This is a genomic window from Streptomyces caniscabiei (genome assembly GCF_014930365.1).
GTDB lineage: Bacteria > Actinomycetota > Actinomycetes > Streptomycetales > Streptomycetaceae > Streptomyces > Streptomyces caniscabiei.
The window spans coordinates 557,061-575,611 of record NZ_JABXWI010000001.1 but is presented as its reverse complement, the minus strand read 5'-3'; the positions used below and the strand labels follow the sequence as shown (position 1 = coordinate 575,611).

The 18,551-nt window shown below is 71.5% G+C and carries 15 protein-coding genes and 1 pseudogene; 10 read left to right on the top strand and 6 right to left on the bottom strand.

Annotation, left to right across the window (positions count from 1 at the left end; translation table 11 throughout):
* The first annotated feature begins 32 nt into the window (after positions 1–32).
* Positions 33–914 carry an NAD(P)-dependent oxidoreductase gene (locus HW837_RS02815; protein ID WP_193379398.1) on the top strand — a complete coding sequence of 294 codons (882 nt, stop codon included), beginning with the start codon at positions 33–35 and terminating at the stop codon, positions 912–914.
* A gap of 104 nt (positions 915–1,018) precedes the next feature.
* Here HW837_RS02815 and HW837_RS02810 read toward each other — a convergent pair whose 3' ends face one another.
* Positions 1,019–4,996, bottom strand: a complete 3,978-nt coding sequence (locus HW837_RS02810) for a glycoside hydrolase family 2 TIM barrel-domain containing protein (protein WP_093790767.1) — start codon at positions 4,994–4,996, stop codon at positions 1,019–1,021.
* A 216-nt stretch (positions 4,997–5,212) separates the two neighbouring features.
* On the opposite strand from HW837_RS02810, the gene HW837_RS02805 reads away from it, so the two are divergent.
* The 4 genes from HW837_RS02805 to HW837_RS02790 all read left to right on the top strand — a co-directional run bounded on the left by HW837_RS02805 (position 5,213) and on the right by HW837_RS02790 (position 9,286).
* Positions 5,213–6,064, top strand: coding sequence for a DMT family transporter (locus HW837_RS02805; protein ID WP_045558643.1), 852 nt, complete (start codon positions 5,213–5,215; stop codon positions 6,062–6,064).
* Between the two features lie 114 nt (positions 6,065–6,178).
* Entirely contained in the window at positions 6,179–7,108 is a 930-nt protein-coding gene (locus tag HW837_RS02800; RefSeq protein WP_093790766.1) for a hypothetical protein, read from the top strand.
* 175 nt (positions 7,109–7,283) lie between these two features.
* Positions 7,284–8,660 (top strand): serine hydrolase domain-containing protein, encoded by a 1,377-nt coding sequence (locus HW837_RS02795; RefSeq protein ID WP_045558645.1) that lies wholly within the window; start codon positions 7,284–7,286, stop codon positions 8,658–8,660.
* A 29-nt stretch (positions 8,661–8,689) separates the two neighbouring features.
* The gene (locus HW837_RS02790; protein ID WP_045558646.1) at positions 8,690–9,286 is read left to right on the top strand and encodes a 3'-5' exonuclease; all 597 of its coding nucleotides are present in this window, start codon (positions 8,690–8,692) and stop codon (positions 9,284–9,286) included.
* Between the two features lie 174 nt (positions 9,287–9,460).
* On the opposite strand, the pseudogene HW837_RS02785 reads toward HW837_RS02790, so the two are convergent.
* Positions 9,461–10,680 (bottom strand): annotated as a pseudogene (locus HW837_RS02785) (RNA-guided endonuclease InsQ/TnpB family protein).
* A gap of 220 nt (positions 10,681–10,900) precedes the next feature.
* On the opposite strand from HW837_RS02785, the gene HW837_RS02780 reads away from it, so the two are divergent.
* Both HW837_RS02780 and argG read left to right on the top strand, forming a co-directional pair.
* Complete coding sequence (locus HW837_RS02780) at positions 10,901–11,275, top strand: VOC family protein (RefSeq protein ID WP_237269841.1); 375 nt, start codon at positions 10,901–10,903, stop codon at positions 11,273–11,275.
* Positions 11,276–11,374: 99 nt separating this feature from the next.
* Positions 11,375–12,829: an argininosuccinate synthase gene (gene argG, locus HW837_RS02775; RefSeq protein WP_193379399.1), complete on the top strand. Its 1,455-nt coding sequence runs from the start codon at positions 11,375–11,377 to the stop codon at positions 12,827–12,829.
* 128 nt (positions 12,830–12,957) lie between these two features.
* Here argG and HW837_RS02770 read toward each other — a convergent pair whose 3' ends face one another.
* From HW837_RS02770 to HW837_RS02760, 3 genes are all read right to left on the bottom strand, one after another.
* Positions 12,958–14,424 carry a HEAT repeat domain-containing protein gene (locus HW837_RS02770; protein WP_473774452.1) on the bottom strand — a complete coding sequence of 489 codons (1,467 nt, stop codon included), beginning with the start codon at positions 14,422–14,424 and terminating at the stop codon, positions 12,958–12,960.
* 248 nt (positions 14,425–14,672) lie between these two features.
* Positions 14,673–14,867: a hypothetical protein gene (locus HW837_RS02765; protein ID WP_045558651.1), complete on the bottom strand. Its 195-nt coding sequence runs from the start codon at positions 14,865–14,867 to the stop codon at positions 14,673–14,675.
* 136 nt (positions 14,868–15,003) lie between these two features.
* On the bottom strand, positions 15,004–15,192 hold the full coding sequence (locus HW837_RS02760; protein WP_045558652.1) for a hypothetical protein: 189 nt from the start codon (positions 15,190–15,192) through the stop codon (positions 15,004–15,006).
* Positions 15,193–15,364: 172 nt separating this feature from the next.
* Here HW837_RS02760 and HW837_RS02755 point away from each other — a divergent pair, with 172 nt between their 5' ends.
* On the top strand, positions 15,365–15,961 hold the full coding sequence (locus tag HW837_RS02755; protein ID WP_193382396.1) for a hypothetical protein: 597 nt from the start codon (positions 15,365–15,367) through the stop codon (positions 15,959–15,961).
* Positions 15,962–16,030: 69 nt separating this feature from the next.
* Here the strand turns inward: HW837_RS02755 and HW837_RS02750 are convergent, their stop codons facing one another.
* Positions 16,031–16,630 carry a TetR family transcriptional regulator gene (locus HW837_RS02750; RefSeq protein WP_234379805.1) on the bottom strand — a complete coding sequence of 200 codons (600 nt, stop codon included), beginning with the start codon at positions 16,628–16,630 and terminating at the stop codon, positions 16,031–16,033.
* 125 nt (positions 16,631–16,755) lie between these two features.
* Here HW837_RS02750 and HW837_RS02745 point away from each other — a divergent pair, with 125 nt between their 5' ends.
* Together HW837_RS02745 and HW837_RS02740 are read left to right on the top strand one after the other, a co-directional pair.
* A complete protein-coding gene (locus tag HW837_RS02745; RefSeq protein WP_093790762.1) occupies positions 16,756–17,508 on the top strand; it encodes an NADPH-dependent F420 reductase in 753 nt (250 codons plus the stop codon).
* 213 nt (positions 17,509–17,721) lie between these two features.
* On the top strand, positions 17,722–18,510 hold the full coding sequence (locus HW837_RS02740; protein ID WP_193382397.1) for a dienelactone hydrolase family protein: 789 nt from the start codon (positions 17,722–17,724) through the stop codon (positions 18,508–18,510).
* Positions 18,511–18,551 lie beyond the last annotated feature (41 nt).

Below are 18,551 nucleotides of genomic sequence, written 5' to 3'. Positions count from 1 at the left end.
TCGGTTTCGCGCCCGTGACCAGCCTGTTCGGCATGACACAGAACCCTTCCGAGAAGACCGCCGTCACCTCGCTGGGCCTCGGCGCGATGGGCACGGCGCTGGCCCGCGCGTGGCTGGCCGCGGGCCATCCGCTCACCGTCTGGAACCGCGCCCCGGCCCGTTCCGCGGTGCTCGCCGCCGAGGGCGCGAGCGTCGCGGACAGCGCAGCCGAGGCGGTCGCGGCGAACAGCCTCGTCGTCGTCTGCCTGTTGGACGACGCCTCCGTGGACAAGGCACTGGCCGATGTCGACCTCACCGGCCGCGACCTGGTGAACCTGACCACGACGACCCCCGCCCAGGCCCGCGCCCGCGCCGAGTGGGCCGAGGCTCGGGGCGCCCGCTACCTGGACGGCGGCATCATGGCCGTCCCTCCGATGGTCGGCGTCCCCGAGGCGGGCGGTTACATCTTCTACAGCGGTTCGCGGCAGTTGTTCGACCAGCACCGGGCCACCCTGGCCGTCCCGGTCGGCACCACCTACGTCGGCGAGGACGCGGGCTTCGCGGCCCTGCACGACGTGGCCCTGCTCAGCGCGATGTACGGCATGTTCGCCGGTGCCGCGCACGCCTTCGCCCTGATCCGCGAGGAGAACATCGACCCCGCGTCCTTCGCCCCGCTGCTCGCGGACTGGCTCGCCGCGATGGCCCCGTCCGTGCACGGGACCGCCGAGCAATTGCGCGGCGGCGACCGCACCACGGGCGTCGACTCCAGCCTGGCCATGCAGGTGGCCGGCATCCCGACCTTCCTGGCCACCGCCGAACAGCAGCGCGTCAGCCCCGAGTTGCTCGCCCCCTACTTCGCGCTGATGCGCCGCACCCTGGCCGAGGGCGACGGAGAGGAGGGCCCGACGAGGATGATCGACCTGCTGGTGCGCTGACCGGCGCACCGGGCAGGGAGCGAACGGCACCAGGGAGGGACGACCGGACGCTCGGCCGGGAGGGCCCGGTCGAGCGTCGGTCGTGTCGGCGGCTGCGTCAGGTGTCACTCCGTCGCCGTCGGCCTCCTCGACAGCTTGGTGGCGAGGTCCACGTCCGTCAGCGGGCGCAGGCGGTACGTGTACGCGTAGTCGCGGCCCGCGAAGAGCTTGTACTCGTCGTGGGTGTGGGCGCCCCAGCTGTTGTCGCCGCCGACGCCCATCTGGCGGTGGTTGACCCGCAGGACGACCGTGTCGCGGGGGGTGAGGTGGTAGTCGTGGCGGAGGCCCGTCGAGAGGTCCTCCGGGGTGAAGAAGGAGGCGTTGACCTCGATCAGGGAGTCGCCCGAGATCAGCAGGCCCTCGCCGTCGCGGTCGGTCAGGGCGGCCCAGCGGATGTCGGTCTTGTTGCCGTTCTCCTGGGGGCGGATGTAGCCGGACCACTGGTCGGCGACGCCGCCCGAGTGGAGGCCGACGTCGGTGCCGTTGTTGCGGTCCCAGTGGTTCTCCTCCGGGCCGCGGCCGTAGTAGTGGAGGCGGTCCAGGCGGCGGGGGAGGTGCAGGAGGGTGCCCACCTCCGGGATGTACGGGAGGGAGGCCGCGCCCGGGTGCAGGGTGTTGTCGACCTTGATCTCGCCGTTGCCGAAGACCGTGTAGGTGGTGGAGTACGACGACTCGGTCGTCGTCGGCAGGGTGCCGGTGACCTTGATCTCCACCGCCCGGCCGTCGCCCAGGGCCCGCACGGTCACCTCGGTCACCTTGCGGTTGGCGCCCGCGTCCCGCCAGGTCTGGTTACGGGTGTGCTGCCCGTTGCCGTGGTCGTTGTCGGTGGGGGCCCGCCAGAAGTTGGGGACCGGGCCGGAGGTGAGCAGCCGGGTGCCGGCCGACTTGTAGGAGGTGAGGACGCCGCTCTCCCGGTCGACGGTGACGGAGAAGCCGCGCCCCTTCACGCCCTTGCCGCTGACCTTGATCTCTTTCGGACCGTCCGTGTACGTCAGCTTCGGGACGGTCGCCAGCGGTGCCGGCGCCACCGCCGGGCTGCCCGCGTCCACCGGCAGTTGCTGCCGGGCCACCTCGAAGCCGGACTTCGCCCAGGGGGTGCGCTCCTTGGTGGTGAAGGAGAGTTCCAGGAAGTACTCGGTGCCGGGCGCGGGGGAGGAGGGGAGGCGGAAGGGGACGGTGATGTCCTTGGTGGAGAGGGGGCCGACGTCCAGCTGGGCGCGGGTGAGGCGGCCCCGCTGGATCTCCTTGCCGTCCGCCACCAGGGTCCAACTGCCGTCGAACTCGCGGAGGTTGGTGAAGAGGTACTCGTTGGTGAGCGTGATCTTCCTGGAGGTCAGGGCATCGGTCGCGGCGCCGGTGGCCGGGGTCGCGTGGATCGCCTGGTAGATGCGCTTGACCTCGGCCGCCTTGCCGGTGTGGCCCCGGTCGGCCTTGACGATGCCGTCCGCGACGAAGGCCCCGTCGTTGGGGTTGTCGCCCCAGTCACCGCCGTACGCGAAAAACGAACGTTCCTTCGCGAAGCCCTCGCGCTTCCGCTCCCCCACCTCGACCGTCGCCGCGTCGAACCAGAACCGCACCCCGTCGTCCCCGGGCCCACGCCCCCCGGACGCCAGCTCGGCCCCGCTCAGGGCGCGCGCGTACACACCCGCCCGCCGGATCGTGCCGCTGAACTCGCGCGTCGGGTTGTCCGTGTCGGTGCCGAGGGAGAGGGGTGCCGTGTTGACGCTGGGCCGCCGGGTGGTGGTGCGGGTGGCCTTCGCCTCGCCGTCGACGTAGAGGGTGAGGGACCCGGCCTCGGCGTCGAAGACACCGGCGACATGGTGTTCGCGGCCGGTCCAGCCGTCGGCCGGGAGGTTCCAGCTGACGCTGACCCACTGGCCGCCGCCGTAGATGAAGAACTCGACGCTGTTGTTGGTCTGCTTCAGCGCGTACTGGGTGTCGCCCTTGGCGACGAGGGGCTGGTGGCCGCCGGTGACGTGCGGGGTGATCCACGCCTCCAGGGTCAGCGAGCCGGTGAGGTCGAGGGCCGGGTCGCGGGTGAAGCCCGTGGCGCCGGACAGCCCCTTGCTGCGGCTGAACGTGCCTGCGGCGGTGAGGAGTTGGCCCTTCAGCGCGCTCGGACCGGCATCCGTGAACACCCTCAGCCTCGGCACCGGCCAGGTCAGCGACTGGTCGACGAAGTCCCAGATCCAGCCGCCCTGGAGGACCGGGTAGCGGCGGATGAGGTCCCAGTACTTCTTGAAGTTGCCGGTCGAGTTCCCCATGGAGTGCGAGTACTCGATCATCACGTACGGCCGGGTGTCGGAGGTGTCCTTGGCCCGCTGCTCGACCCGCTGCGGGCTGTCGTACATCTCCGAGCGGATCTGGCTGATCGTCGGCCGGTCGTCGCCCTCGTACTGGATGACACGGGTCTTGTCGTACGACTCGATCCAGTCGCGCATGGCGACGAAGGTGGAGCCGCCGCCCGCCTCGTTGCCGAGGGACCAGATGACGACGGAGGCGTGGTTCTTGTCGCGGTGGACCATCGCCTGGGCGCGGGCCACACAGGCCTTGGACCAGTCGGGGTCGTTCCCGGGGAAACGGTCCCGGATGCCGTGGGTCTCCAGGTTGGTCTCGTCGACGAGGTAGAGGCCGTACTCGTCCGCCAGCTCGTACCAGAGCGGGTTGTTGGGGTAGTGCGAGGTGCGGACGGTGTTCATGTTGAGCCGCTTGATGATCCCCATGTCCTTGACCAGGTCGGCGCGGGTGAGCGCCATGCCCCGGTCGGGGTGCATCTCGTGGCGGTTGGTGCCCCGGAGGGAGACCGGCTTGCCATTGATCCGCATCAGCCCGTCCTTGAGCGCGAACTCGCGCAGGCCGACGCGGTGGGAGAGGGTCTCGACGACCTTGCCGCGCGGGTCGCGCAGCCGGAGCACGGCCGTGTAGAGGGTGGGGTGTTCGGCGGACCACAGCTCGGGCGAGGGCACGGACTTCTTCGCCTGTACGGTCACGTCCTCGCCGGTCGTGGACGCGCCGACGGCGACGGACTGCACCAGCGGCCGCGACCAGACGGCGTGGCCCCGGGCGTCGTAGAGCTGCGTCTCGACCGAGTACGCCCCCGCGTGCCCGGCCGCGTAGGCGCGCACGCTCGCCGTGACCGACAGCTCGGCGGACGTGTAGCCGTCGCCGAGCGGGGTGTCCAGCCTGAAGTCGCGCAGGTGCACGGCGGGCGTGGAGTAGAGGTAGACCGAGCGGAAGATACCGCTCAGCCGGATCATGTCCTGGTCCTCCAGCCAGTCGCCGTCCGAGTAGCGGTAGACCTCGACGGCTATCCGGTTCTTCCCCGGCTTGAGGTGTTTCGTGATGTCGTACTCGGCCGGGTCGTACGAGTCCTCGTGGTAGCCGACGAGTTGGCCGTTGATCCAGACGTAGTGGGCCGACTTGACGCCCTCGAAGTGCAGGAAGGTGCGGCGGTCGCCGGCCGTCCAGTCCTTGGGGAGGTGGAAGGTGCGGCGGTACTGGCCGACGGGGTTGTAGCGGGTCGGCGCGGTCGGCGGCTGGGCCTCCTCGCCGAGGCCGTTGGGCCCCCACCACGGGTAGGTGATGTTGATGTAGATGGGGAAGTCGTAACCGTGCAACTGCCAGTTGGAGGGCACCGGGATGGTGTCCCAGCCGCTGTCGTCGAGGTCGGTCCGGTAGAAGTCCTCGTCCCGGTCGCCCGGCCGGTCGACGTACGCGAACTTCCACGTCCCGTCGAGGCTCAGCCGGTACGGGGAGCGGGTGCGGTCGCCGGCGAGGGCCTGTCTGACGTCCGCGTACGGCATGAGGGTGGTGTGCGGCGGCTCCGCGCCGACCTGGAAGAGCGCCATGTTGCCGGACCACTCGGGGCTGTCGGCGTCCGCCGTCCCGGAGCGGGGGGCGGCGTACGCGTCGCCGCCGGAGAGGGCCAGGGCGCCGAGGAGGGCGGCGCCGCCCTCCAGCAGCCGGCGGCGGCTCACCACGGGGCGGACTGCGGGGGTGCCGGGGTGCGGCTGCGGAGGGGGTTGCGGGTGCGGGTGCTGCATTGCCGGGGCCTTCCTCGCGGTGAACAGGGGGGTGCACGTACGGAGTGACGTGTGGGACGAGGAGCGTCGGATGCTGTCCGATTTTTGTCTGATGTTGTTGAAAACCGGGCCCACACTAGGACTTCGAACAGAAGCGGATCAATAACTCTGTCGGACTTTGTGCGGTCGTGAGGGTGGGAGCGTGACGCCACCGGGCGAGCGCCCTACGGTGCCCCCATGGTGGCGGGTGTGGCGTGGGCGCTGTGCGCGGCGGTGTGCATGGGGACGGCGACCGTGTTCCAGGCGCTGGGCGCGCGCCGGGTGGCGGCCGCGCGGGGTGACTTGGGAGCGCGCGACCGGGGGCGGACCGTGGTGGAGGTGCTGCGCGGCTGGCCGTTCCTCGTCGGGGCGGGACTGGACACGCTCGGTTTCGCGGCGCAGGTGGTGGCGTTGCGGCTGGCGCCGGTGTTCCTGGTGGAGGCGGCGGTGGCCGCGTCGTTGGCGGTCACGGCGGTGGCCGGCACGGTCGTCCTGGGGCTGCGGCCGCGGCGGGCCGAGTGGGCCGCCGTGGCCCTGGTCTGTCTGGGGCTGGCGACGCTGGCGGTGTCCGCCGGACGCGCGGGCGACGGGGACGGCGACGCCCCGCTGCGGGTGGCGGTGCTGGTCGCGTCGGTGCTGGTGGTGGCGGGCGGCTGGGTCGTGGGCGGCCGGCTGCGGCGGGGCCGGACCGTCGTCCTCGGCGCGGCGGCGGGGCTGAGCTTCGGCCTCACCGCGATCGCCGTACGGCTGCTGCCGGACACCGGTGTGCTCGGGGTACCGGCCCAGCCGTCCGCGTACGCCGTCGTCGTCTCGGGCCTCGGCGGTTACCTCCTGCTGGTGCAGGCCCTCCAGTCCGGCTCGGTGACGGCGGCGACGGCGGCGATGGTCATCTGCGAGACCGTCTGGCCGGGGGTGTTCGGGGTGGTCTGGCTCGGCGACTCCACCCGCCACGGCTACGCGTGGTCGGCCGTGATCGGGTTCGTGTGCTGTGTGGCGGGCGGGGTGGCGCTGGCGCGGTTCGGGGAGGCGGGGGAGGCCGAGCAGACCTGACTGGCGGTGAGCCGGACCGAGTTGGTTCGGAGGGGCAACCTTTTCTGGTGGTGGCGGCGACGGAAGGGTGAACGGAAGGCACGTGAAATCCCGACCCCACAAAGGGAGTTCACCATGCACGTCACACGCACCCGCATCGCGAGACTGCTCACCGTGCTCGTCGCGGTCCTGGCCGTGCTGCTCGCACCCGGTCTGACCACCCCGTCCGTCGCGCAGGCGGCGAACGACCGGACGGACCGGGCACAGGCACAGGACAGGGCGGTGGCGGCCGCGGTCGCCGCCGCACCCGCCGCCTGGAACCCGCCCTCGAACCTGGTCCAGCCCCTGAACGAGGTCTGGAACCACGTCGAGTCGACCTACGGCAACCTCTACGGCTTCCGCAACTACGGCTGGGACCAGATCATGGCCAACCGCGGAAGCGTCAACTACTGCGTCCGCTGGGAGTCGGACCAGCCGGTCAGCGTGGCCCTGCGCGACCAGATCCACGCCGCGCTGAAGAAGCAGTTCGGCAAGTGGATGGCGGCGATGGTCGACAACGGCACGGGCACCGACGCCTGGCCGTACACCAACGTCCCCGTCAACATCGTCGGCTGGGCGGTGAAGAACCGCTCGACCCTCCAGTGGAGCGACAACTCCGTCGACATCTACACCAACATGCTGGACGGCGCCGGAGCCCCGCAGTGCAACCCCGACTGCGGCCGCTTCTTCCACCAGGACGGCAACTACTCCCGCTGTCCCGGCGGCGCCGCCCGCCACTACGACCAGTCCCTCTGGCTCACCGAGGGCTTCGGCGGCGGCGCCGGCGGTGACTGGGGCCAGCGCATGGGCCGCTCCTACTTCACCGGCGCCCTGAACCAGGAGAACATCCACATCTATCTGCACGAGGTCGGCCACACCTTCGGCCTCGACGACTTCTACGACTGGACCCCGACCGGCCAGTGCTGCTTCCTCATGAAGGCGGGCAGCGCCACCCAGATCACCGAGTTCGACAAGTGGATGTTCCGGGACTTCTGGCGCCACATGAAGCCCCGGTACGGCCTCTGACCCCCCTCGTCCGCCGATCTCCGCGGGACCATGACGGATGTCATGGTCCCGCTGTGAGAGTGATCGTCCCCGGGAAGGATGTAGTGCGCACCGGTTCTTCGTGACAATCGCCTGACAGGGCAACGGAGTTGACCGTCCGGGGCCGTCGGAACGTCAGGATCGAGGGGGACACGTCGTGCGTGTGCAACGTCTCGTGGGGACAGTGCTGGGGACCACACTTCTGCTGGGCGCGGCGGTACCCGCCGCCGAGGCGGCCGGCCCGGCCGCGTCGGGGGAGCGGCTGGACCGGGCCGAGTTGCGTGGGACGCTCGACGCGGTCCACGAGGCCGGGATGTACGGCACGTACGCGTCCGTGCGGGACGGCCGGGAACGCTGGACCGGCGCGGCCGGGCTGGCCGACGTGGACACGGGCCGTGAGGTCACCCCGGACATGCGGCACCGCGTCGGCAGCATCAGCAAGACGTTCACGGCCGTGGCGATCCTCCAGCAGGTGGAGCGGGGCCGGATCAGCCTCGACGCCCCGGTCACGGACTACGTCCCCGAGCTGTTCGAGGGCACCGGCACCGACGGGGACGCCCGGGAGCGCGGGGACGCCGTCACCGTACGGATGCTCCTCAACCACACCAGCCACATAGGCGACTACGTCGTCGGAGCGTTCCCCTCCCTCGCCCAGAACTCCACCGCCAGCCTCGACGAGCACCGCTTCCGCTCGATCCGCCCCCGCGAGCTCGTACGGCTCGGCCTCGCGGCCCCCGCCACCGGGCGCCCCGGCGCGCAGCCGGGCAGCTACTCCAACACCAACTACGTCATCGCCGGCCTGATCCTGGAGAAGGTGACCGGCCAGAAGGCGTCGACGTACATCACCCGCAACGTCATCGACCGCGCCGGGCTGCGCCACACCTCGTACCCGCGCACCGCGTACATCAAGGGCCCGCACTCCCGGATGTACGAGTCGTTCTACGGGCTCATCGACCCGCCCCGCGACTACAGCGTCTACGACATGTCCTGGGCGTACACGGCCGGCGCGATCGTCTCCACGACGGACGACCTCAACCGGTTCTACCGGAAGCTGCTCACCGGTGACCTGCTCCGCCGCTCGTCGCTCGCCGAGATGCGGCGCACGGTCCCGGTGGAGCTCGCCCCGGGCGCCGCGATCGACTACGGCCTCGGCATCTACACCCTCGACGTGCCCGGCTGCGGGCGGTTCTGGGGCCACGACGGCGGAGTCTTCGGCGCGGGCACCATCAGCCTCACCAGCGCGGACGGCGACCGCCAGCTCTCCATGGGCTGGAACCTGATGAAGTACCAGCGCCTCAACGCGGACGGCACGGCCCTGGAGCCGAGCCCGATCGACGACGCGATCAACGAACACGTCATCGAGGCGCTGTGCCCGACGCCGGAGGACCCGGGGGCGGATGCGGGGGACGGGTCCGGGGCCCGGTCGGATTCCGGTTCGGACTCCGGTTCGGGGGCCGGGGCGAAGTCGCGGCTGGCGGCGGGGGACGCCCGGCGGTTCCTGCCGGACGGTCTGCTGGGTAGGACGCTTCCGTAGCCGTCCTCGCACACCCGGGAGCCAGCGTCTTGTCCACGTTCGTCATCTTCGACCTGGAGTTCACCACCTGGCCGGGGGCCATGGAGCAGGAGTGGTCGGCCCCCGGCCACCTGCGGGAGATCGTGCAGATCGGCGCGGTGCGGGTGAACGAGGAGTACTCCGTCGTGGCGGAGTACGAGACGCTGGTCCGCCCGGTGGTGAACCCCCGGCTCTCGCCGTTCTTCACCACCCTCACCGGTATCGACCAGCGCAGCGTGGACCGGGACGGCCTCCCGCCGGCCCGGGCCCTGGGCGACTTCCTCGGCTTCTGCCGGGACGGGGCGGTCCTCTCCTACGGCAACGACATGGTCGTCCTCGGCGAGAACGTCGGCTGGGCCCGGGCCCGGGGCGAGCAGATCGAGCACAGCGCGCTCACCCCGGGTTTCCTCAACGTGCGGCCGTGGCTGAACGCCGTCGCCCCGGCGACGACCGGTGTCAACTCGGGCCGCCTCTGGCAGACCCTGGGACTCGCCCGGCCCGCCGCCCCGGGCGACGAACACTCGGCCCTCTTCGACTGCCACTCCACGGCGGCGGCCCTACGCCACCTGGCGGGGGCGGGGGTCACACTGCCGGAGGGACTCGTCTGACCGCCCCACGATCACCGTTCTGTTCCCCGACCCCGAGTAGCCCAGGAGCTGTTGTGCCCGACGAGACCACCCCCGTCCGCGAACTCCGGCTGGTCGTCACCGCCGCCGACTACGACGCCGCGCTGCACTTCTACCTTGAATCCTCCCCTCCCTGAAGGGAAGGGGATTCCTGGCTCAGGCCGCCTCCCGGAGCAGCGCTCCAGGAGGTCTTGCGCCATCAGCACCAGCCGGGTTGAGACCTGCCCGGACGAGCATGACGCGTGCGGAGTTCTTGTCCCTGGGGGACACGTTTCCGCACACGGTGCAGGTGTAGGTGCGCTCACCCAGCGGCATTGCGTGCTTGGCTCTCGCATCGCAGTGCGCGCAGTCCATCGTGGTGTACGCGGGGTGGACGAGGCGGATGTCCCGCCCGTGCTTGCGGCCCATCTCGACCAGAGCGGTCTTGGTGGCGCCGATGGCGGCGTCGGCGGCCTTGCGGGCCATGGTCGTCCTGGCCAGGAACTTGGGGCGGAAGTTCTCGACGGCGATGGCGTCGTGGTCACGGACCACCTTCTTGGCCCACTTGCGAGCGGTGTCCTCACGCTGCCTGGCGACCTTCTTGTGCGCCTTCGCCCGCAGTTTCTTCGCCTCCCGGTAGCCCTTCGACCCGGGCTTGCCCTTCTCCGGCCTGCGGCGGGCCATCATCCGGTCGTACCGGGTCAGCTGGGCCTTGGCTTTCCTGCCGTGCCCGGCGTGGGGGAGGTCGTGCGCGTCGGAGGTGGTGGTCGCGGTCTCCTTCACGCCCCAGTCGACGCCGAGTGCACGGCCGGTCTCCGGCAGGGGCTGGACCTGGGAGGGGACGACGAACGAGGCATACCAGTGCCCGAGGCTGTCCTGGTAGACGCGCACCGAGGACGGCTCGGTGGGCAGGTCCCGCGACCACACCACTGTCACGACGATGCCGCCCGCCAGATGCAGCCGGCCGTCCTTCAGCCGGAACCCACGCCGCGTGTAGTTGAGGGTCGCCAGTGCCTCGCGCTTCTTCTTGTACGTGGGCATCCCGGCCCGGCGCGTGATGGGCAGGCGCGCTTCGATGTCCTTGTGCGCCTTGGCGCGGGAGCGGCCGAAGTCGCGGATGACCTGCTGCTGGACGACCGACGAGCCCTCGCGCAGCCACGGCGTACGGGCGCGGGCCTCGGTCAGCATCCTGTCGAGCTGAGCCGGGCCACACGTGGCCTTCCCGCCGGGGTCTTGCTGTGCAGGTGTACGGCCCTGGACTTGGCGACGCATTCGTTCCACACCCAGCGGCATCGGTCCCACTCCGCGGCCAGTGCGGTGCGGGCAGTGGACGACACGCGCAGCCGGTACGTGTACCAGGCATGCCCGGACTCCGCAGCGGCCGTCACCTGCGCCATCTCGCCCCCTCACGCTCCCCGGCCGGGACATCGTGCCGTCCCGAACCCTGCGAAGGACCATATGTACGACAGCCGCACAAACGCCCCCCGACCCCGCAGCCACCACCCCGACCAGCGACTACAGGCACACGCGTTCCCATCACCTCCGAGACACCGACAGCGCTACGGGCGCTCCGCGCCCTGAACCGGATGCGGCGACGCTCCGCGTCACGACACCCGGATGCGATTCCTCCCCGGCGTGAACGCCGGGGCCTCCTCGCAAGAAACAGGTGATGTGCTGGGGCTGCCCGAGCGGGCGGCGTTCTCGTCCGACGGGGGGCGGGTGTCGATCCTCGAAGCGGGGCGGGCGACGCTGGAGATCACCGATCCGAAGCACGCGGAGTTCATCGACGAGGTGGAGGTCGGCCGCCGGGTGGCCGGCCACATCCGGGTCGCCTTCGAGGTGGACGACTCGACCGCGACCACGGCGAAGCTGGCGGCGGCCGGTGCCGAGGTGATCGCCGAGCCGACCCGCACCCCCTGGAACTCCCTCAACTCCCGCCTCGAAGCCCCCGGCGCCCTCCAGCTGACCCTCTTCACCGAACTCGAAGGGTGAGGGGATCGGCGGACGGATCGTGTCGGTCGGGTCGGGCGTGAGGGCCGTCACCGGACGGCGGCTTTGCATGATCATGCATTGCCATGCATAATAATTTCTATGTCCAAGGTCCTCACCTCTCTTCCGGCCGGCGAGCGCGTCGGCATCGCCTTCTCGGGCGGGCTCGACACCTCGGTCGCCGTCGCGTGGATGCGTGACAAGGGTGCCGTCCCCTGCACCTACACGGCTGACATCGGCCAGTACGACGAGCCCGACATCGCCTCGGTGCCCGGCCGCGCGAAGACCTACGGTGCCGAGATCGCGCGCCTGGTCGACTGCCGGGCCGCGCTGGTCGAGGAGGGCCTGGCCGCGCTGACCTGCGGCGCGTTCCACATCCGCTCGGGTGGGCGGGCGTACTTCAACACGACCCCCATCGGCCGTGCCGTCACCGGTACGCTGCTGGTCCGGGCGATGCTGGAGGACGACGTCCAGATCTGGGGCGACGGCTCGACGTTCAAGGGCAACGACATCGAGCGGTTCTACCGCTACGGTCTGCTCGCCAACCCGCACCTCAGGATCTACAAGCCCTGGCTGGACGCCGCCTTCGTCACCGAGCTGGGTGGCCGCAAGGAGATGTCCGAGTGGCTGGTCGCGCACCAGCTGCCGTACCGGGACTCGACGGAGAAGGCGTACTCCACCGACGCCAACATCTGGGGCGCCACCCACGAGGCGAAGACCCTGGAGCACCTGGACACCGGCGTCGAGACGGTCCAGCCGATCATGGGCGTCCGGTTCTGGGACACCGAGGTCGAGATCGCCACCGAGGACGTGACGGTCGGCTTCGACCAGGGCCGTCCGGTCACCATCAACGGCAAGGAGTTCGCCTCCGCCGTCGACCTGGTGATGGAGGCCAACGCCATCGGCGGCCGCCACGGACTCGGCATGTCCGACCAGATCGAGAACCGCATCATCGAGGCCAAGAGCCGCGGCATCTACGAGGCCCCCGGCATGGCCCTCCTGCACGCCGCGTACGAGCGCCTCGTCAACGCCATCCACAACGAGGACACCCTCGCCCAGTACCACACGGAGGGCCGTCGCCTCGGCCGCCTCATGTACGAGGGCCGCTGGCTGGACCCGCAGGCGCTGATGATCCGGGAGTCCCTCCAGCGCTGGGTCGGCGCGGCCGTCACCGGCGAGGTCACCCTCCGCCTGCGGCGCGGCGAGGACTACTCGATCCTCGACACCACGGGCCCGGCGTTCTCGTACCACCCGGACAAGCTGTCCATGGAGCGCACCGAGGACTCGGCCTTCGGCCCGGTCGACCGGATCGGCCAGCTCACCATGCGCAACCTCGACATCGCCGACTCCCGCGCCAAGCTGGAGCAGTACGCGGGCCTCGGCCTGATCGGCACCGGCAGCCCCATGATCGGCGCCTCCCAGGCCGCCGCGACCGGGCTGATCGGCACCATGCCGGAGCTGCCGCAGGGCGGCGCCGAGGCCATCGCCTCGCGCGGCGAGGTCTCCGAGGAGGACGCGCTGCTGGACCGCGCCGCGATGGAGTCCGGCACGGACTGACCACCGACGGACACCCGGAACCGCCGACGGACACCCGGAACCGCCGACGGACACCTGGAACCGCCGACGGACACCTGGAACGGCCGGCTCGACGCCCACCGCGTCGAGCCGGCCGTTCCACGTTCTGGTCAGGCCTTCCCTTCCTTCTCCAGCTTGTCGAGGATGCGGCCCGCCGTCAGCCGGATGTTGAAGGAGGTGATGGAGGAGTAGGGGCCGTGGGCCAGTCGCCCGATCTCGTCCCGCAGGGTTGTTCCGGCGGCTGCGAGGGGCAGCTCTCCGTGCGTGTCCACGTACCGGCCGATCCCCCACAGGGCTTGGAACCGGACCGATTCCGACGGATCGTGGCGGTGCGCGAGGAGCGTGTCCCTATCGCTCTCCTCGTTCGCGTCGAGGAGGGAGAGCACGGTCGCCCTGACCTCGTCCGAGGGGTGGTCGATCAGCCGCCGTACGGCGGGGAGGGTCTCGGGGTAGTTGCTGAGCGCGTTCCGGGTGTCGTGGAGGATCGCCTCGTCGGTCGTCAGGAGACCGAGCAGCGCCTCGACCACCGCACGCCGGTCCGCGTGCTGCTCCGCGCCTCGCGGCTCGTGCCGCCCGAGTTGCATCAGACCCCGTACCGCGCCACGCCGTACCCGCTCGTCGGGATCGCGCAGGAGCGGCAGCAGCAACTCGGTGGTCCTCGCGTCCCCGCGCTCGCCCAGCGCGGTGGCGGCGGCGTCCCGGACATCGGGACGCCCGCGACCGGGCACCGGCTCGGGGCCCGGCCCGCCGGCGACCACCGTCCTGATCCACTCCCAGGCCTCCGGCGTGTCCAGGCGGGCCAGTGCCCACACGGCGGTGGACCCCGACTCCGGGTGGTCCAGCCACCGCACCGCGAGCGGTTCGGCCCGCTCCTCGCCCCACCACCCGAGGGTGTGGAGCATCTGCCGGGCAGCCTCCGCGTCGGTCTCGGCCGCGAGCGCGGCCAGGACCGCCGTGCGGGAGCGCCGGTCGTCGGGCAGCTTGGACGCGGCCATGCCCCGGACGGCAGGGCACTCGTCGCGCAGGCCCTCGATGAGCGAGCCGCGCAGCCGGGCCAGGTCCTTCGAGGGCAGCATGTCCAGGACCCGGGCCCGGGACAGACCCCGGCCGTACCGGGCGGTGTGCAGGACCTGCTCCCGTACGCGCCGCTTTCCCAGCAACGGGTAGAGGGCCATGCGCGCGTGCCCCCACACCGGTGTACCGGTGTCGCCCAACAGCCGTATGAGGACGGCCGTTTCGGGGTTGCCTTCGCGTCGGGCCAACCCGAGCAGACCGTTGAGCCGCAGGTGCCAGTCCGAGTCGTCGGACATCAGCCGCCGGAACGCCCCGACGACGTCCGGCCCCTCCAGCGCGAGCCGCTCGGCCGCGAGCGACGCGCGACGCCGTACGCCGCCGTCCGGGTCCCCCATCAGACCGAGGACCACCGCGCCCGCGCCGTCCCCTCCGACGGGCCCCAGCCGGCCGAGCGCGTCCGCCGCCCCGGCCCGCACCACGGCCGCGGGGTCCTGAGCGGCCCGTACGACGGCCTCCGCCACACCGGCGACCACGTCCCCGTACGCCGCCGCCCAACGCCCCACCCGCCCGAGCCCCTTGACGGCGGCAGCCCTCCGCCCGGGTTCCGTGGCCGCCGACTCCCTCAGAAAGTAGGCGATTTGATGTGCCGCGCCGTCGGCTCCGCCACCCCTGACAACTCCCACGTGTCCCCCTCGGGGTCCCCTGCACCGCCCCCACGGGGGAGATGTCACTGAGGATGACCGCTCCGGGGGCCCGGGAGTTGTGCGGGCGGGCGCGCGTGCCGGTCCTGGCCGTACGAGCCGGGCGCGTCCTAGTCGTTGTCCCCGTTGCCGCCGCGGGACTTGCTGTTCGCGCTGAGGGCCAGCTCGCTCGCGACCTCGGTCGTCCGGGCGATGCCCCGTGCCCAGCGCGGGGCGTCGCCCCGGGCGGTCCAGTAGACGCATACGCAGCCGCCGATGGCGAGCAGGAGGACGACGGACAGGATGGCTATGAACACGGTGGTCATTCGCTCTCTGTGTGACTGGCCGACGCCGGGCGGTGCCTCGGTGAGCTGGACAACGGAAGGGACGCGTGTGGGCGGCACGGGGTTCCGCGCATACGGCCCACGTCACCGAGACTCGTCGGCTCGCCGGCGGTGGCGCTCAGGCGTGCTGCCGCTGTCCTCGGCCCCGCAGCAGGCTGACGCCCGCGCCGAGTGAGACGACGCCCATGCCGACGGCGGTGGCCACGCCCTGCGCGCCGTCGACGACCAGGGGAGCGACCGCGGCGACGACCAGGTTGAACAGGAACAGGAACCACAGGACGGGCTTCGAGCCGAGCAGGGCCTTCATGGGAGATCCCTTCGGGGATTCGGGGGTGAGGAGGGGAGGGGTGAGGTCCGTTCGACCTCGTGCTTCAACGATCCCGTTCGGCCGGCCTCGCCACGAGGGAGTGACCTCCCGGATCGGGGGTGTAGCTCGCTACACCCCCGCGCTGTCAGTGGCACGCGGTACGTTCCGGGCCATGGGCATCTACCTGGTGAGCGTCGATGCGGAGGACTGGTTCGGTGAGGACGAGGAGGAGGGGCGGGGGCGGGTGGCCGCCGCGCTGAACGAGGAGTTGGCGCGGCGGGGGCTGCGGCCCTACGACTCGGTGCCCGGACGGACGGACTTGGTCCGCGGCTCGGGGCTGGCCTTCGAGGAGAAGCTGGTCCCGCCGATGGACGGGTTCGTCACGCTGTGCGGGGCCCACCTCACGCGCGAGGAGACGGAGACCCTGCTCGGCTGGACCGTGCTGGTGCCGCTGTCGCTGGAGGAGGACATCCGGCTGGACGACGTCGAGTCCGGCTACACGGATGAGACCGTGGTCGCGGGCGCCCCCCAGGTGCTGGCGCTCGCGGAGCGGCTCGCGGCGGCCGTCGAGCTGCCGACGGCCGAGGTCCCGGAGATGTGCGACAACCTCGACCTGACCATGTGGTTCCTGGACGGGCCGGCGAAGCGGCTGGCGGCGACCCGGCCGGGCCCCTGGGCCGACGACCTCGACATGGCCTTCTACGTCGCCCTGTACCTGCGCGCGGCCCAGCACTCGATCCGCCGCGCCTGCCCGATCGTGTACGTCTGACCTCTACCTCCATGGCGTCAGCTACGGCTACCTCCATGGCGTCAGCCACGACTGCCTGTATGGCGTCGGCTATGGCGTCAGCGTCGCGAAGGCCTCGTCCAGGAGGGCGACGAGGTCGAGGTCGCCGTCCGAGGCGGTCCAGTGGTCGAGGGCGATGTTGAGGCAGTCGAGCGCGGCGGCGGCCCGTACGGTCTCCGCGAGGGTCGGGGGTCCCGAGGAACCGTGACGTTCGGCGAGGGCCTTCGCCAGTGTCGGCCGCCAGCCGTGCTGCTTCTCCAGCTGGCGTGCGCAGAGCGCGGGGGTGTCCCGGACGAGCCGGGTGGTGGCGAGGGAGCCGACCGGGTCCTGGTGGTAGCGCTGGATGACCGCGTCCAGTGCCCGGCGCAGCGCCGTCCAGTCGTCCTCGTCGGCGGGGCGGGCGCGCAGCGCGTCCGCGACCCAGCCGCCGTGCGCGTCGAAGGCGTCGAGGACGGCGTCCTCCTTGGTGCCGAAGTACCGCAGGAACGTGCTCCGGGACACCCCGGCCGCCGACGCCAGATCGTCGAGCGTCACCTTGTCGAAGCCGTCGCGGCGGAACAACTCGAAGGCGACCTGGGCCAGTTCGGCCCGTACGGCCGCTCGTGCGATGTTCCGCGTGTTCGCGCGGGCCGCTCCGCTCACCTCACTCACCCCGCGATGTTAACCCTGCCCGACCCCTTGCTTGCGGGTCTGGTACTCAGTGGCTAGCGTGACACTCAGTTCCATTTGCGGAACTTGTTATCACGTTACTCGACAGCAAGGAGCGATCCGACGCCATGACCAAGACCCTCGGACTCATCGGCGGCGGAATGATCGGCGGTGCGCTGGCCCGGCTGGCCGTCGCCGCGGGGCTGGACGTCGTCCTGAGCAACTCGCGCGGCCCCGAGACCCTCGCCGACCTGGTCGCCGAACTCGGCGATCGCGCCCACGCCGCCACCCCCGCCGAGGCCGCGCGGGCCGGTGACCTGGTCGTGGCGACCATCCCGCTGCACGTCTACACGCGGCTCTCCGCCGCCGACCTGGCCGGCAGGACCGTGATCGACACCATGAACTACTACCCGGAGCGCGACGGCCGCCTCGCCGAACTGGACGACGGCGGCCTGACCTCCAGCGCCCTGGTCCAGCGGCACCTGGCCGACTCGTACGTGGTCAAGGCCTTCAACACCATCGACTTCCGGCGGCTGCTCACCAGCGCCCGGCCCGCCGGGGCCGCCGACCGCAGCGCCCTGCCCGTCGCGGGCGACCACGCGGCGGCCAAGGACGAGGTGATCCGGCTCCTCGACACCCTCGGCTACGACGCGGTCGATCTCGGCCCCCTGGCCGAGAGCTGGCGTGCCGAGCCGGGCACGCCGGTGTACGTCACGCCGTACCTGGCGGAACGCCCGGCCGGGCTCGGCCAGGAGGAGGCGGGGCGCTGGTTCTTCGAGACCCCCGGCGTCCCGGTCCCGGCCGGCCGGGTGAGGGAACTGACGGACGCGGCGGTACGGGGCGAGCCGGGCACCGCCCGCATGGCCCTCGCCGACGACTGACGTCCCGACGGCTGACGTTGCGACGGCTGACGTTGCGACGGCTGACGTTGCGACGACTGACGTTCTGGCGAACGACGACCTGACGACCCGACGACCCGACGGCTGGCGTCTCCCGGCTCCGTCCGGCATCGGCGACCGGACCGTCTCCCGGCTCCGTCCTCCCGAGCCTCCCGTAAGCACGCCAACTCACCTTTCACGCAAGGGAATCAGCCCATGACCCCCTCTTCCGGTCCCGCTCCGCGCCCCGCCCTGTCCGTCCAGACGTCCCCCGTCGACATCCCCACCCCCGACGGGACCGTCGACGCGTACGTCTGTCATCCGGCCGATGATGGGCCGCACCCCGCCGTCCTGCTCTACATGGACGCGTTCGGGGTGCGCCCGCACCTCAAGGGCATGGCGGAGCGGCTGGCGGCGGCCGGGTACGTCGTCCTGCTGCCCAACGTGATGTACCGCGGCGGGCGGGCGCCCCTGGTGGAGCTGCCGGCGTTCATCGACCCGGGGGAGCGGCCGGAGATCATCGAGCGGATCCGCCCTGCGATGCGCGGGCTGACGCCCGAGGCGTCGATGCGGGACGCCGGGGTCTACCTGGACTGGCTGGCGGCCTCGCCCCTGACGAACGGCGGCCCGGTCGGCATCACCGGCTACTGCATGGGCGCGGGACTGGCGCTGCGGACGGCGGGGACGTACCCGGAGCGCGTGGCCGCGGCGGCGGGGTTCCACGGCGCGTACCTCGCGACCGACGCACCCGACAGCCCTCATCTCCTCGCCGACCGCATCACCGCCGAGCTGTACTTCGGGCACGCCGACAACGACTCCACCAACCCCGCCGACCAGATCGCCCGCCTCGACAAGGCCCTCACCGCCGCAGGCGTACGTCACCGGGGCGAGGTCTACGCGGGCGCCCACCACGGCTTCACCCAGGCCGACACCGCCATGCACAGCCCCGAGGCGACGGAACGCCACTGGACGGCCCTGCTGAACCTGTTGGCCCGCACCCTCTGAGGGCGGCGACAAGCCGCCCGCGGCCGTCACCGGGCCCGGCC

Bases quoted from the DNA above. Each gene is read 5' to 3' on its own strand.
- HW837_RS02740 (WP_193382397.1), top strand. From the start codon at position 17,722: ATGACCCCCTCTTCCGGTCCCGCTCCGCGCCCCGCCCTGTCCGTCCAG.
- HW837_RS02765 (WP_045558651.1), bottom strand. From the start codon at position 14,867: ATGACCACCGTGTTCATAGCCATCCTGTCCGTCGTCCTCCTGCTCGCC.
- argG (WP_193379399.1), top strand. From the start codon at position 11,375: ATGTCCAAGGTCCTCACCTCTCTTCCGGCCGGCGAGCGCGTCGGCATC.
- HW837_RS02755 (WP_193382396.1), top strand. From the start codon at position 15,365: ATGGGCATCTACCTGGTGAGCGTCGATGCGGAGGACTGGTTCGGTGAG.
- HW837_RS02745 (WP_093790762.1), top strand. From the start codon at position 16,756: ATGACCAAGACCCTCGGACTCATCGGCGGCGGAATGATCGGCGGTGCG.
- HW837_RS02810 (WP_093790767.1), bottom strand. From the start codon at position 4,996: ATGCAGCACCCGCACCCGCAACCCCCTCCGCAGCCGCACCCCGGCACC.
- HW837_RS02815 (WP_193379398.1), top strand. From the start codon at position 33: ATGACACAGAACCCTTCCGAGAAGACCGCCGTCACCTCGCTGGGCCTC.
- HW837_RS02760 (WP_045558652.1), bottom strand. From the start codon at position 15,192: ATGAAGGCCCTGCTCGGCTCGAAGCCCGTCCTGTGGTTCCTGTTCCTG.
- HW837_RS02780 (WP_237269841.1), top strand. From the start codon at position 10,901: ATGCGATTCCTCCCCGGCGTGAACGCCGGGGCCTCCTCGCAAGAAACA.
- HW837_RS02805 (WP_045558643.1), top strand. From the start codon at position 5,213: ATGGTGGCGGGTGTGGCGTGGGCGCTGTGCGCGGCGGTGTGCATGGGG.
- HW837_RS02800 (WP_093790766.1), top strand. From the start codon at position 6,179: ATGCACGTCACACGCACCCGCATCGCGAGACTGCTCACCGTGCTCGTC.